This window comes from Mediterraneibacter gnavus ATCC 29149 (assembly GCF_008121495.1).
Classification (GTDB): Bacteria; Bacillota; Clostridia; order Lachnospirales; family Lachnospiraceae; genus Mediterraneibacter; species Mediterraneibacter gnavus.
In genome coordinates this window covers 1,252,360-1,264,936 of sequence record NZ_CP043051.1, presented here as the reverse complement: position 1 = coordinate 1,264,936, position 12,577 = coordinate 1,252,360, and the positions used below count along the sequence as shown (strand labels likewise).

General features: G+C 40.4%; 13 protein-coding genes and 1 tRNA gene. 13 read left to right on the top strand and 1 reads right to left on the bottom strand.

The features are described from left to right. Positions 1 to 115 precede the first annotated feature (115 nt). Genes FXV78_RS06140 through FXV78_RS06120 form a run of 5 tightly spaced genes read left to right on the top strand, consistent with a single transcriptional unit; the run spans position 116 to position 4,504 of the window. Entirely contained in the window at positions 116 to 883 is a 768-nt protein-coding gene (locus FXV78_RS06140; RefSeq protein WP_004841290.1) for a ParA family protein, read from the top strand. Position 884: 1 nt separating this feature from the next. Then, positions 885 to 1,793 (top strand): ParB/RepB/Spo0J family partition protein, encoded by a 909-nt coding sequence (locus tag FXV78_RS06135; RefSeq protein WP_004841292.1) that lies wholly within the window; start codon positions 885 to 887, stop codon positions 1,791 to 1,793. A 35-nt stretch (positions 1,794 to 1,828) separates the two neighbouring features. Next, a complete protein-coding gene (locus tag FXV78_RS06130) occupies positions 1,829 to 2,308 on the top strand; it encodes a DUF4446 family protein (RefSeq protein ID WP_004841294.1) in 480 nt (159 codons plus the stop codon). 25 nt (positions 2,309 to 2,333) lie between these two features. Continuing rightward, on the top strand, positions 2,334 to 3,620 hold the full coding sequence (gene serS, locus FXV78_RS06125; RefSeq protein ID WP_039959417.1) for a serine--tRNA ligase: 1,287 nt from the start codon (positions 2,334 to 2,336) through the stop codon (positions 3,618 to 3,620). An 8-nt stretch (positions 3,621 to 3,628) separates the two neighbouring features. Further along, a complete protein-coding gene (locus FXV78_RS06120; protein WP_004841299.1) occupies positions 3,629 to 4,504 on the top strand; it encodes a DUF3881 family protein in 876 nt (291 codons plus the stop codon). Between the two features lie 142 nt (positions 4,505 to 4,646). Here the strand turns inward: FXV78_RS06120 and FXV78_RS06115 are convergent. Then, positions 4,647 to 4,718, bottom strand: a tRNA-Arg gene (locus FXV78_RS06115). A 202-nt stretch (positions 4,719 to 4,920) separates the two neighbouring features. Between FXV78_RS06115 and FXV78_RS06110 the strand changes: the two genes are divergently transcribed. The 8 genes from FXV78_RS06110 to feoB all read left to right on the top strand — a co-directional run bounded on the left by FXV78_RS06110 (position 4,921) and on the right by feoB (position 12,531). Then, positions 4,921 to 5,982, top strand: a complete 1,062-nt coding sequence (locus FXV78_RS06110) for a TRAP transporter large permease (RefSeq protein WP_233447407.1) — start codon at positions 4,921 to 4,923, stop codon at positions 5,980 to 5,982. Between the two features lie 13 nt (positions 5,983 to 5,995). Further along, entirely contained in the window at positions 5,996 to 6,646 is a 651-nt protein-coding gene (locus FXV78_RS06105; RefSeq protein WP_039959419.1) for a ribulose-phosphate 3-epimerase, read from the top strand. A gap of 132 nt (positions 6,647 to 6,778) precedes the next feature. Continuing rightward, positions 6,779 to 6,973, top strand: a complete 195-nt coding sequence (locus FXV78_RS06100) for a hypothetical protein (RefSeq protein WP_004841307.1) — start codon at positions 6,779 to 6,781, stop codon at positions 6,971 to 6,973. A gap of 129 nt (positions 6,974 to 7,102) precedes the next feature. Then, a complete protein-coding gene (locus tag FXV78_RS06090) occupies positions 7,103 to 7,375 on the top strand; it encodes a class-II aminoacyl-tRNA synthetase family protein (RefSeq protein ID WP_004841308.1) in 273 nt (90 codons plus the stop codon). Positions 7,376 to 7,387: 12 nt separating this feature from the next. Beyond that, on the top strand, positions 7,388 to 7,633 hold the full coding sequence (locus tag FXV78_RS06085; RefSeq protein ID WP_004841310.1) for a hypothetical protein: 246 nt from the start codon (positions 7,388 to 7,390) through the stop codon (positions 7,631 to 7,633). Positions 7,634 to 7,650: 17 nt separating this feature from the next. Beyond that, a complete protein-coding gene (locus FXV78_RS06080; RefSeq protein WP_004841311.1) occupies positions 7,651 to 8,103 on the top strand; it encodes a DUF1653 domain-containing protein in 453 nt (150 codons plus the stop codon). A gap of 221 nt (positions 8,104 to 8,324) precedes the next feature. Continuing rightward, positions 8,325 to 10,082, top strand: a complete 1,758-nt coding sequence (locus tag FXV78_RS06075) for a 1-deoxy-D-xylulose-5-phosphate synthase (RefSeq protein ID WP_004841312.1) — start codon at positions 8,325 to 8,327, stop codon at positions 10,080 to 10,082. Positions 10,083 to 10,200: 118 nt separating this feature from the next. Further along, positions 10,201 to 12,531, top strand: a complete 2,331-nt coding sequence (gene feoB, locus FXV78_RS06070; protein WP_004841313.1) for a ferrous iron transport protein B — start codon at positions 10,201 to 10,203, stop codon at positions 12,529 to 12,531. Positions 12,532 to 12,577: the final 46 nt, after the last annotated feature.

Below are 12,577 nucleotides of genomic sequence, written 5' to 3'. Positions count from 1 at the left end.
CTAGTGTAAACAGTAACATTTCATAAAAATCACAATGTTTCACGTGAAACATTGTATAGATAATAAAAGTAAAAGGTGATATAATAAGAACGTGTTCAATGAAAGGAGTACGAATATGGGAAGAATTATAGCGATTGCAAATCAAAAAGGTGGAGTAGGTAAAACTACAACAGCTATCAATTTATCAGCTTCACTTGCAAGTCTTGGACAAAAAGTTCTGGCACTTGATATGGATCCACAGGGAAATATGACAAGTGGACTGAGTGTAAATAAAGATGAAGTTGAAAATACAGTATATGATTTAATTATTGGGAATATTGGGATTGAAGAATGTATTTGCAAAGAAGTCTATGAAAACCTGGATGTACTTCCGTCTAATGTTAATTTGTCGGCAGCAGAAATTGAATTGATTGGTGTTGATAATAAAGAATACATTATTAAAAATGAAGTTGAAAAAGTGAAGGACAGATATGATTATATTATCATAGATTGTCCACCGGCATTGAGTATGCTAACGATCAATGCAATGACCACAGCAAATTCAGTACTTGTCCCGATTCAGTGTGAGTATTATGCATTGGAAGGATTAAGCCAGTTGATCCACACAATAGAGCTTGTTCAGGAGAGATTAAATCCAAAATTAGAAATAGAAGGCGTTGTGTTCACAATGTATGATGCCAGAACGAACCTCTCACTCCAGGTTGTAGAAAATGTAAAAGACAATTTAAATCAAAACATCTACAAAACGATTATTCCAAGAAATGTCCGGCTGGCAGAGGCGCCAAGTTATGGTATGCCAATAAATTTATATGACCCAAAATCTTCAGGAGCAGAAAGTTATTTGTTATTGGCTGAAGAAGTGATCAATAAAGGAGAAGAATAAAATGGCAGTGAAAAGAAATGGACTTGGAAAGGGGTTAGACAGTCTGATTCCAAACAAGACAGTGAAGACAACAGAAAAACAGGCTAATAAAACTCAAAAAGAAAAAGTAAAAGTGGAAAAATCCGGGGAGACTATAGTAAAGATTACTCAGGTAGAACCAAATAGTGAACAGCCGAGAAAAGATTTTGATGAAGATGCCCTTCTTGAGCTGGCAGATTCTATCAAACAGTTTGGCGTACTTCAGCCACTTTTGGTACAAAAGAAAAATGATTATTATGAAATCATTGCAGGAGAAAGAAGATGGAGAGCGGCAAAGCTTGCCGGATTAAAAGAAGTACCGGTACTGGTTCGTGAATATACGGAGCAGGAAGTTGTGGAGATTTCTTTGATTGAAAATATTCAGAGAGAAAATCTGAATCCAATTGAAGAAGCAATTGCATACAAGCGATTATTGAAAGAGTTTCATCTAAAACAGGATGAGATTGCAGAACGTGTATCGAAGAGCAGAACGGCAGTGACAAACTCAATGCGTCTTTTAAAACTTAACAGTAAGGTTCAGCAGATGGTGATTGATGATATGATCTCAACCGGACATGCCAGAGCGTTACTTGCATTGGAAGACGAAGAACAACAGTACACAATTGCAAATAAAATATTTGATGAGAAGCTCAGTGTGAGGGAGACTGAGAAGCTGATTAAAATATTGAAAAATCCAAAGAAGACTGCAAAAAAAGAAAAAATTGAGCATACATTTATCTATGAAAACCTGGAAGAAAAAATGAAGGGAATCATGGGGACAAAGGTAAATGTAAATCCAAAATCGAATGGTAAGGGGAAAATTGAAATCGAATATTATTCAGAGGAAGAATTGGAGCGAATATTCGACTTGATCATGTCCATTCAAAGCTAAGAGGTGTCCCGCAGATATAAGAAGGAGACATGAGAATGGCAACAGAAGTATTACTGTATCTGGTAATTGTTTTGTTGATCATGCAGGTGGTTTTCATTGGGATTGTGATCAATCTGCAAATGAAACATAAGCGTATGCAGGCAAAATATCAGATTTTTATGCGCGGAAAAGATGGTAAATCTCTGGAAAAAGGATTTCTGGAGCAGTTTAAAACAGTAGAAAAACTGGAACGCGCAGTAAAACAGAATACAAGAGATATTGATACAATTTACAAAAGAATGAAAACACATTATCAGAAAATAGGAATTGTACGTTATGATGCATTTCAGGAAATGGGAGGAAATCTCAGTTTTGTTCTGACGATGTTAGATGAAAATAATAATGGCTGGGTGTTTAATGCGATGCACAGCCGAGAAGGGTGTTATACCTATATAAAGGAAATTGTAAAAGGCGAAAGCTATATGGAACTCGGAGAAGAAGAAAGAGAGTCTTTGAAAAAAGCAATGAAGCAGTGATATACACTGTATGAGGAGGAAAATTATGTTAGATATCAAATTTGTAAGATCAAATCCGGAAGTTGTAAAACAGAACATTAAAAACAAATTTCAGGATTCTAAGTTACCACTGGTAGATGAGGTATTGGAACTGGATCAGAAAAATCGTGAAATTAAAGGTGAAGTAGAAGCACTTAGAGCTGAGAAAAACAAAACATCAAAACAGATTGGTGCAATGATGGCTCAGGGCAAAAAAGAAGAGGCAGAAGAGCTGAAAAGAAAAGTAACAGAGAGTGCAGATAAGATGGAAGCACTTTCTGCAGAAGAAAAAGAAGTAGAAGAAAAAATTAAAAAAATCATGATGACAATTCCAAATATCATTGATCCATCTGTTCCGATTGGAAAAGATGACAGTGAAAATGTGGAACTGGAGCGCTTTGGTGAGCCGGTTGTTCCTGATTTTGAAGTTCCATATCACACAGAAATTATGGAAAGATTCAATGGAATCGATCTGGATAGTGCAAGAAAAGTGGCAGGAAACGGATTTTATTATCTGATGGGAGATATTGCGAGATTGCATTCTGCAGTTATTTCCTATGCAAGAGATTTCATGATCAACAGAGGATTTACTTACTGTATTCCTCCGTTTATGATCCGCAGCAATGTTGTGACAGGTGTTATGAGCTTTGCAGAAATGGATGCAATGATGTATAAGATTGAAGGAGAAGATCTCTATCTGATCGGAACAAGTGAGCACTCTATGATCGGTAAATTTATCGATACACTTCTTCCGGAAGAGCAGCTGCCACAGACACTGACAAGTTATTCTCCATGCTTCAGAAAAGAAAAAGGGGCACACGGAATTGAGGAACGTGGTGTATATCGTATTCACCAGTTCGAAAAACAGGAAATGATCGTTGTATGTAAACCGGAAGAGAGCATGGACTGGTATGAAAAATTGTGGAAGAACACAGTGGATTTATTCCGTTCTATGGATATTCCGGTTCGCACACTGGAATGCTGTTCCGGAGATCTTGCGGATCTGAAAGTGAAGTCTGTGGATGTGGAGGCATGGTCTCCAAGACAGCAGAAATACTTTGAAGTAGGAAGCTGCTCAAATCTGGGAGATGCACAGGCCAGAAGACTTGGTATCCGTGTAAAAGGTGCAGACGGAAAATATTTTGCACATACACTGAATAATACAGTTGTTGCACCACCAAGAATGCTGATCGCGTTCCTGGAGAACAATCTGCAGGCAGATGGATCTGTGAAGATTCCGGAAGCGTTACGTCCATATATGGGTGGAAATGCAGTGATCGAACCGAAAAAATAAGGAGTAATATGCATCAGTATTTGAAAGCAATTGGGTTTGGTCCCATCAAGAAAAAAGCAGAGCTAAAAGAAATATTGGAGCAGACAAGAGAAACCTTTACCCATCAGATGACCGTTTCCTATAATGAAGAAGCAGACTACTGTGAATTTCAAAAGGAATACGGTCAGGATGTGGGGATTACATTGTGTGGAGAACTGGATGATCATGACCAGTTTGATATGGAATACTATTTCCCGTATTTTCAGGGAAGTGGTGTTACAACATATGCAGATGTTTCCATTGAAAAACGAATCGAGCGCGAACAGTACGTAGGAATCTGTGAAGATGCAAAAGTGGGGATCAGTCTGATTTTTACAATGCAAAATGGCGTAGAATATATGAAAGAGCGTCAGCTGGGTATGATGACAGGAGCTCCAAACGGTGTCACTTTTTCCGGTCTTGCTCTGTCCGGGAGAATCCTGCTGCCTGTAAGAAAAAGCGAGACACAGATGCGTTTCGCAAGAGAGGAAGCAAAAACACGAAAGAAACTTTTGAGTGCTGCCCGTAATGGAGATCAGGGAGCAATTGAAACGTTGACTCTGGAAGATATGGATATCTACTCAAAAGTTTCTCGTAGATTGGCTACAGAGGATGTATATTCCATTGTGGACAGTTACTTTATGCCTTATGGTGTGGAATGTGATCTGTATTCAATTATGGGAGAGATTCTGGCGATCAGAGAGCGGGAGAATACATTGACCGGAGAACGGCTTTATCAGATGAAACTAGATGTCAATGAACTGGAGTTCGATGTTTGTGTTCCGAAGAAAGAGGTTCTGGGAGAGCCAGAGATTGGAAGACGATTTAAAGGAGAGATCTGGCTGCAGGGATATGTGAATTTTTAAATATTCAAAATCGTATGTGATTTTTTGCGTTGCTTGTATTGCGGTGATAGGTGTAGTTGTTTTTGTAAGAAGAAAAGAGAAATAGAAAAATAAAACGAGGACAGTGGCTGAATAAAGAAAGCTGCTGTCCTCGTTTTGAAAACGTTCCCTGCAGGAATCGAACCTGCACTTGATCCTTAGGAGGGATCCGTAATATCCATTTTACTAAGGGAACACACTTATTAATATACCATTTTTGTCTTACTTTCTCAAGCAATTTTTTATTTTCTTCTATCTTTTCAAAATTTTAGTTACTGAGAACAGGAATGTTGTTGTACCTGTTTATCTGGGAACACTTCATTTCCCGAATCATTGAATACTCATTTCATAAAGTCACACATCAAACAGCAATTGTTATGGTTGTGCTTTTGGTGATTATGCTAGCGATCGGTGTGTCAATCAGTGTAGCGGTAGGATTGTCATCCGCGCTGGCTATGTTGTGTATGCTCGATGCAAATATTTCATTTGCGACATCTGCGCAGAGATTGTTTGCCGGAGCCAATTCATTTTCACTGATTGCAATTCCGTTTTTTATTCTTGCAGGAAATATTATGAATAACGGTGGAATTGCAGAGCGAATTGTTAATGTTGCCAAGGTTGTTGCCGGACGTATGCCGGGGGCACTGGCGCAGTCTAATGTAGTAGCAAACATGTTATTTGGTGCAATTTCAGGTTCCGGTGCAGCAGCGGCTGCTGCAATGGGTGGTACGATCGGACCGATGGAAAAAAAGGAAGGATATGATCCGGTTTACAGTGCCGGTGTAAATATTGCTTCTGCACCGACGGGAATGCTGATTCCACCGTCCAATCTGATGATTGTTTATTCGACAATTGCAGGAAGTGTATCAGTTGCTGCCTTGTTTACGGGAGGATATGTGCCGGGAATTCTGTGGGGATTACTCGTGATGTTCCTTGCAGGGGTTAAAGCAAAGAAATGTGGATATGTTGCAGAACGACGAATTCCTGCAAAAATGACGGGTATTATTACGTTTATGATTGGATTATCCTCTATTATGTCATGGGTTATGGCATTTACAGGTTTGCCGGATCTGATCGCAAATGGAATGCTTTCTATTACAGAAAACAGATATGTGATTTTGATTTTAATGAATATTATTTTGTTGATCGTAGGAACCTTTATGGATCCGACTCCGGCTGTTTTGATTTTTACACCGATTTTCCTGCCAATTTGTCAGACGTTCGGGATGCATCCGGTACAGTTTGGTATTATGGTCACGCTGAACCTTTGTATTGGAACAATTACGCCTCCGGTTGGCTCTATCTTGTTTACAGGAGCGAAGGTCGGAAATGTAAAAATTGAGCAGGTGTTTAAAGAATTACTGCCCTATTTTGGTGTGATTTTGATCGTACTGTTGCTGACCACATGTATTCCTGCGATTTCTATGACATTACCAACTGCTGCAGGACTTATTCAGTAGGGAGAGAGGCGTTATGGAAAAATTATTATGCCCGTCGCTTTTGAATCTTTCGATGGATTATCTGAAAGATGAGATTATGAGACTTGATGTGAGTGGAGCGGATATTTTACATATAGATGTAATGGATGGCCATTATGTGCCTAATTTCGGGATGAGTTTTCAGGATATTGAAACAATACGTAAAAACACTTCTTTGAAGCTGGATGTTCATATGATGATGTATAATCCCGGACGTTATATAGAACGATATGCAGAGTTCGGAGCAGATATTATTTATATCCATCCGGATTCTGAAACAATTCCAACAGAGACACTCTGCAGAATACGTAAACTTGGAAAGGCTCCTGGGATCGTGATCAATCCCGGAATTTCACTTGACAGTATTCAGGAATTGTTGTCGTTAGTAGATTACGTGCTGGTCATGACCGTAAATCCCGGATTTGCGGGAAGAGACTATCTTCATTTTGTAGAACCTAAAATTGAGCAACTTTTGAAATTGCGTCAGCGGTATAAATTCCATATTGTGATCGACGGCGGTGTGACCTGGGAGATTCTGGAGCGTCTCTGGAAAAAAGGGGTAGAAGGCTTTGTACTGGGCAAACAGATTTTATTTGAAAAAAATGAAGATTATCGTACAATCATCCAAAAAGTAAGAAATATTTAAATGATTGAATCAAAATCCTGTTGGAAGTGGAGTAATAATTCCATTTGGAACAGGATTTTTTGAGTAGATTTTTCCAGTCAATATGATGTAGAATATGGGAGAGAATTATTTGCTGTTAAAAGGAGTATTGCGGTGAAAGATAATTCAGATTCACAATTTTTTTATAAAATTTTAAATGGAATAAATTCGAACATTCGTATCATAGATGTTGAGGCAAATAAGAGTGTATATATGAATGAGTGTTGTAAAAAGACATTTCAGGTTGAGTATCCGGAAGGTAAGCTTTGTTGGGAAGTGATGCAAAAAGGGATGAAACAAAGGTGTTGAAACCCAAAAGCAGCTTGGCGTATTAAAAGAGATGTGTTGTGATGTCATTCAAGGATACTTTTTGAATAAGCCATTATCGGAAGAAGAATTTGAAAAACAGTATTTTAGAAAGAACAGGCGGCAATAAATATGGAAAAAGCAAGAAATGATGAATTGTACAGAGCTTTGAAGGAGAAGGATTATCCTGATGACTTTTGCAGAGAAATTGCATATAATCAAATCAGGACAGATTATACGGCAACTCGTATGCTGGGGTATCTTTACAGAACATCAAATCCGAGAGCGGAAGATGTGGTGGATGAGATGCTGGCAATTTTCAGTGATCGAGATGCCGTCATGCAGAAAAAGGAGCTGGAACATGCTCAGGCAACAATCAATCATATTTACAGAGACGGATTATAAGGAGAGGAGAACATGAGTATGAACAATCATGAATTATTGCAGGAAATTTATTATCAGAACAAATCGTTAAACAGAACAGCGCAGAGGATTTCTCTGATTGGATTACTGGGGATTGTCGGAAGAATTGCAAAAGACTGTGCAGAAAGAGAAGACGAGACAGGAAAAAAAGTGGTGAAAATTTTATTTGCGCTGATTCTGGTCAGTCAGATACTTTTAGGAATTGATGCAATCAGTGATGTGATTGAAAGAAGAAAATAGAATAAGGGATAATCAGAATGAGCAGAATAAGAATTGTAAAAAAGAACGATGAATATACTTCAGAATATCAGGTGGGGGATCTGTTTGAGATTACAGGCACCTGGTATGGAGGCGTCCATATTATGGGAAAATCAGGTGCGCCTGTTTCTCTGGATAAAGAGGAATATGTAGAATTGGATACAGAGCCTGAGTTAAAGCAAGAAGAGGTGATTCCGAGAGACATCCGAGTGGGAGATATTGTACAGCATTTTAAGAGAGAATGGGTGTCAGGGGAAACTTCAGAATATTTATATAAAGTGCTTGCATTTGCGCAGCATACAGAGACAGGAGAAAAACTGGTGATTTATCAGGGGTTGTATTCTCCGTTTAAAATCTGTGCAAGACCATATGGAATGTTTATGAGTGAAGTGGATCATGAAAAATATCCGGATATTAAGCAACAGTACAGGTTTGAAAAAATAAAGGAATAAAATGGAGATGAAGATGTTTCACGTGAAACATCTTCGTTTTTATTACCAGTATGTTTGATTACATTTATGAAAAAAGTGCCATTCGTGTCTGGTGAAAAGAAAATAAAAAAATATTTAAACTCGCTCTTGACTTGGAGTTAACTCCAGGTGATATAGTATCATCAATCCTCACAAAGGAGAAAAACAGTAAGAATTGATAAGAAAAAGAGGAGTGGATATTAATGTATATTGAAACAATCAACAGCCCTGAAGATGTAAAAAAACTGACGATCGAGGAGCTTCCGGCACTGGCAGAAGAGATGCGCCATGCACTTTTGACCCGGGCAAGCCGGCATGGCGGACATTTCGGACCAAATTTCGGAATGGTGGAAGCGACCATTGCCATGCATTATGTATTTGAATCTCCAAAAGATAAAATTGTATATGACGTTTCCCATCAGAGTTATCCGCACAAAATGCTGACAGGAAGAAAAGATGCATATCTTTATGAAGAGCATTACGATGATGTATCCGGTTATACAAATCCGCATGAGAGTGAGCATGATTTCTTTACAATCGGTCATACATCTACTTCTGTCAGTCTTGCCTGTGGACTTGCAAAAGCAAGAGATCTGAAAGGGGAAGACGGAAATGTAATCGCAGTGATCGGAGACGGTTCTTTAAGCGGCGGAGAAGCACTGGAGGGAATTGACTACGCCGCAGAATTGGGTGGAAATCTAATTATTGTAGTGAATGACAATGATATGTCCATCGCAGAGAATCATGGAGGATTGTATCAGAATTTGAAGCTGCTGCGGGAAACAAACGGAACAGCTCCATGTAACCTGTTCAAAGCGATGGGGCTTGATTATATTTATGTAAACCAGGGAAACGATACAAAAGCGCTGGTGGAGGCATTTCAGAAAGTAAAAAACAGCAGTCAGCCGGTTGTGGTTCATATCAATACGCTGAAAGGAAAAGGATATGAGCCGGCAGAGCAAAATAAAGAACAGTGGCATTTCAGCGGTCCGTTTGATCTTGAGACGGGAAAACCTCTTTATACTTCAAATACGGAGGACTACGCCGGTATTACGAGAGATTATCTTTTGAAAAAGATGAAAGAAGATTCCCGTGTGGTTGCCATCACATCCGGAACGCCTGCAGTTATGGGATTTACAGAAGATAAGCGAAAAGAAGCCGGACGCCAGTTTATTGATGTGGGAATTGCAGAAGAGACAGCGGTTGCTCTGGCATCCGGTATTGCGGCAAACGGAGGAAAGCCTGTTTACGGCGTGTACAGTACTTTTGTACAGCGGACATTTGACCAGATCGCACAGGATCTGTGTATCAACAACAGTCCGGCAACAATTGTGACATTCTGGGGTTCTGTTTATGGAATGAATGATGTCACACATCTGGGATTTCAGGATATTCCGATGATGGCAAATATTCCGAACCTTGTTTATCTGGCACCGACGACAAAAGAAGAATATCTTGCCATGCTTGATTGGAGTGTGGAGCAGAATTCTTATCCGGTTGCAATAAAAGTACCGGGCGGTGAGCTGATTTCGGATGGAAAAACAGTGACTAAGGATTTCGGCAAACTGAATACTTATGAAGTAATACAGAAAGGAAGCAAGGTTGCAGTGATCGGACTCGGTGCATTCTATTCACTGGGAGAGAAAGCAGCAGAACTGATCGCAGAGAAAACAGGTGTGCAGCCGACACTGGTGAATCCATACTACATCACAGGTCTGGATGAAGCACTTCTTGATGATCTGAAGAAAGATCATGAAATCGTAGTGACCCTGGAGGATGGAATTTTAGACGGAGGTTTTGGTGAAAAAATTGCCCGTTATTACGGCGCTTCTGATATGAAAGTGTTAAACGTTGGATTGAAGAAAGAGTTCCTTGACCGATATGACGTGCAGGAAGTATTGGAGAAAAATCATCTGAATGCAGAGCAGATTGCAGCAGATGTAGAAGCAATTTTAAAATAATAGAAGGCCGGCGGAGTAATCCGTCGGTATTTTTGTGCCCAAACAGTTGCTTTTATAAAAACATCAGTGTATGGTAGAGTAGTAAGAAAGCTCAAACGAATGAGAAAGAGGAAAAGACATGAAATTAAATGAATTACAAATAGGAAGTACTGCCACCATTCTTTCGGTTGGGGGAGAGGGCGCTCTGCGCCAACATTTTCTGGATATGGGATTGATACAAGGCACAGAAGTGACGGTTGTACAATATGCACCGATGGGAGATCCAATTGAGCTGCGGCTTCATGGCTACGAGCTGACAATTCGCCTGAAAGATGCAAAAAACATTGAAATCAGTAAAGAACACAAACCAAAGAATATCAGAAAAAAAGTAGAAAAACAGGAGAAACTGCATCCGGGATACGGGGAAGGCGGAAAGTTTCATAACCGGAAAGAGGAGACTCCGCTGCCTGAAGGGGAGACACTGACGTTTGCTCTTGTGGGAAATCAGAATTGTGGAAAGACGACATTGTTTAACCAGTTGACCGGTTCCAAACAGCATGTGGGTAACTTTCCGGGAGTTACAGTAGACAGAAAAGATGGAGTGATCAAAGGCCATAATAATACACTGATCACAGATCTGCCGGGGATTTATTCGATGTCTCCTTACAGCAGTGAGGAAATCGTGACGAGAGAGTTTGTCATTCGTGAGAAACCGAAAGGGATCATCAATATTGTGGATGCAACAAATATTGAGCGAAATCTGTATCTTACCATGCAGCTGTTAGAGCTTGGTTTTCCGATGGTTGTTGCATTGAATATGATGGATGAACTGCGTGAAAACGGAGGTTCCGTTCTGGTTAATGAAATGGAGGAGGCCCTGGGAGTGCCGGTCATTCCGATTTCTGCGGCAAAGGCAGAAGGAATTGAGGAGTTGATCCAGCATGCCATCCATGTAGCAAAATATCAGGAAAAACCACTGGAAACAGATTTCTGCCGAAAAGAGGAAGGGGTTCACAGAGGAATTCATGCAGTAATGCATCTGATCGAGGATCATGCTGAAAAAGCAGAGATACCGGTTCGGTTTGCGGCAAGCAAGATCATGGAAGATGATGAAAAAATATTAGAGCAGCTGAATCTGACAGAAAATGAGAAAAACCTTCTGGAGGATATTTCCCGACAGACGGAGGAGGAAACTGGACTGGATCGTGCAGCCTCAATTGCACAGATGAGGTTTGCTTACATAGAAGACGTCTGCAGTGAGTCGGTGATCAAGCCGAAAGAGAGCAGAGAACATCTCAGAAGTCGGAAGATCGATCGATTCCTGACTGGAAAATATACCGGAATTCCTGCATTTGTTGGAATTATGGCAGTTGTATTCTGGCTTACTTTCAATGTAATCGGGGCATTTTTGCAGGGGCTTCTGGAGTCTGGAATCACAGCACTGACGAATGTCGTGGACCATGCAATGACAGCAGCGCATGTAAACAGTGTGGTACATTCGCTGGTGATTGATGGAATTTTCAGTGGAGTCGGCGGTGTTTTAAGTTTTCTGCCGATCATTGTGACACTGTTTTTCTTTCTGTCGCTTCTGGAAGACAGTGGATATATGGCAAGAGTAGCTTTTATCATGGATAAACTTCTCCGAAAACTGGGACTCTCCGGACGAAGCATTGTTCCGATGCTGGTCGGATTCGGATGTACAGTTCCTGGTGTGATGGCAAGCCGGACGCTGCCGTCTGAGAGAGACCGAAAGATGACAATTCTTCTGACTCCGTTCATGAGCTGTACGGCGAAGCTGCCGATTTACGCATTTTTCACTGCGGCATTTTTCCCGAAGAGGGGAGCGCTTGTGATGATTGGACTTTATGTATTTGGAATTGTGATGGGAATTTTAATGGCACTGATCTTTAAGAAAACGGCATTCAAAGGGGAAGCGGTTCCGTTTGTGATGGAGCTGCCGAACTATCGTCTGCCGGGTGCCAAAAATGTGGGACATCTTTTGTGGGATAAAGCAAAGGATTTTCTGCAGAGAGCGTTTACCGTTATTTTTATTGCTACGATCGTAATCTGGTTTTTGCAGAATTTTGATACCGGACTGAATATGACAGCAGATTCTCAAAACAGTATTCTGGCATTGGTGGCAGGCGGACTTGCGCCGATTTTCCTTCCTGTAGGATTTGGAGACTGGCGTATCGTGACCGCGCTGATTTCGGGATTTCTGGCAAAAGAAAGCGTTGTATCGTCTTTGACTATTTTGTTTGGAAGCAGTGCAGCACTTCAGGGCAGTCTTACCATTGCAGGGGCAGTAGCACTTCTCGTATTCTGCCTGCTTTATACGCCATGTGTCGCAGCAATCGCGTCTGTGAAACAGGAATTGGGCGGAAAATGGGCAGCAGCCATGGTATTTGGTCAATGTTTCATTGCATGGATTGCATCATTTGCAGTCTATCACATCGTCGGATTATTGTAGCAGTTTTGTTTCTCTCATTAGATATATGAAAAAAGAACCGGAAAGG

Bases quoted from the DNA above. Each gene is read 5' to 3' on its own strand.
- FXV78_RS06135 (WP_004841292.1), top strand. From the start codon at position 885: ATGGCAGTGAAAAGAAATGGACTTGGAAAGGGGTTAGACAGTCTGATT.
- FXV78_RS06140 (WP_004841290.1), top strand. From the start codon at position 116: ATGGGAAGAATTATAGCGATTGCAAATCAAAAAGGTGGAGTAGGTAAA.
- FXV78_RS06075 (WP_004841312.1), top strand. From the start codon at position 8,325: ATGTATATTGAAACAATCAACAGCCCTGAAGATGTAAAAAAACTGACG.
- FXV78_RS06090 (WP_004841308.1), top strand. From the start codon at position 7,103: ATGGAAAAAGCAAGAAATGATGAATTGTACAGAGCTTTGAAGGAGAAG.
- FXV78_RS06085 (WP_004841310.1), top strand. From the start codon at position 7,388: ATGAGTATGAACAATCATGAATTATTGCAGGAAATTTATTATCAGAAC.
- feoB (WP_004841313.1), top strand. From the start codon at position 10,201: ATGAAATTAAATGAATTACAAATAGGAAGTACTGCCACCATTCTTTCG.
- serS (WP_039959417.1), top strand. From the start codon at position 2,334: ATGTTAGATATCAAATTTGTAAGATCAAATCCGGAAGTTGTAAAACAG.
- FXV78_RS06080 (WP_004841311.1), top strand. From the start codon at position 7,651: ATGAGCAGAATAAGAATTGTAAAAAAGAACGATGAATATACTTCAGAA.
- FXV78_RS06120 (WP_004841299.1), top strand. From the start codon at position 3,629: ATGCATCAGTATTTGAAAGCAATTGGGTTTGGTCCCATCAAGAAAAAA.
- FXV78_RS06110 (WP_233447407.1), top strand. From the start codon at position 4,921: ATGCTAGCGATCGGTGTGTCAATCAGTGTAGCGGTAGGATTGTCATCC.
- FXV78_RS06130 (WP_004841294.1), top strand. From the start codon at position 1,829: ATGGCAACAGAAGTATTACTGTATCTGGTAATTGTTTTGTTGATCATG.
- FXV78_RS06105 (WP_039959419.1), top strand. From the start codon at position 5,996: ATGGAAAAATTATTATGCCCGTCGCTTTTGAATCTTTCGATGGATTAT.